Annotated in this window: 1 protein-coding gene; it reads right to left on the bottom strand. The window is 64.1% G+C overall.

The features are described 5' to 3' along the window. The coding region (locus tag AWU74_RS06340) for an RNA polymerase factor sigma-54 (protein WP_498067487.1) at positions 1-856 on the bottom strand (856 nt) is incomplete at its 3' end. Positions 857-879 lie beyond the last annotated feature (23 nt).

Below are 879 nucleotides of genomic sequence, written 5' to 3' on the forward strand. Positions count from 1 at the left end.
ATTGCAGGTATTTCCCGTTCGCAATGCGGGAGACCGTCGATTCGCTCGCGCCGGTCTTTCCGGCAACGTCTTTCAGGCGGAGCGGGCGCAGGAAGCGGGGGCCTCTTTCAAAGAACGGAAGCTGCGCCTCGACTATCGCCTGCACGGTTTTCACAATGCTCTGCTCCCGTTGCATGACCATATCTATGACCCACTGCGCGTCCGCAACGTATTTCTTTGCAAAACGCTTCGCGCCGCCGTCGGACGCAAGGCTGCTGAATCCCTGCGCGATTTCAAGGCGGGGAAGCGTGTCCCGCGCAAAATCGACCTGAAACCGTGCCGAGGGGCTTCCGTTCGTCTCGTTACCGGACGCTCTGGAGACAAAGACGTCCGGCGCAACGTATGCCGCCTCGCCCGCGCCGAATGCCCGCGCCGGAAACGGCTCCAGCGAGCGGATATATTCCAGCGCCGCGCCGACGACTGCCTGCGTGATTTTCCCCGGCACGTCAGGCGGTTTTTCCGCAAGCGCGTTCAGCCGTTTGCATACCGCCTGTGGACGGGGGTTTTCGAGCAAGCCGAGCCTGCCGCCGAGTAAAAAGCGCGCAAGCGGCGGCGCATCGCCGCGAATCTCCGCCTGCACCAAAAGGCTTTCGGCGGGACCGCTGCACGCGGTGCCGACCGGGTCGAGGCGGCGCACCGCGCCGAGGCATTTGTACAGCATTTCGGGCGTTTCCCCCGAAGCCGACTTCAGAAGCGCTTCGGGTGGCGCATAGTGAAACCCCCGGTCGTCCAGATTGCCGACGATTCGTTCGCCCAGCGCACGCTCAGCCGCGTTCAGCGGAAGCAGCGCAAGCTGTCCGAGCAGGTGTTCCCGCACGGAAGGTCGTGGTGCAGGGCGGC

This window comes from Treponema endosymbiont of Eucomonympha sp. (assembly GCF_001028545.1).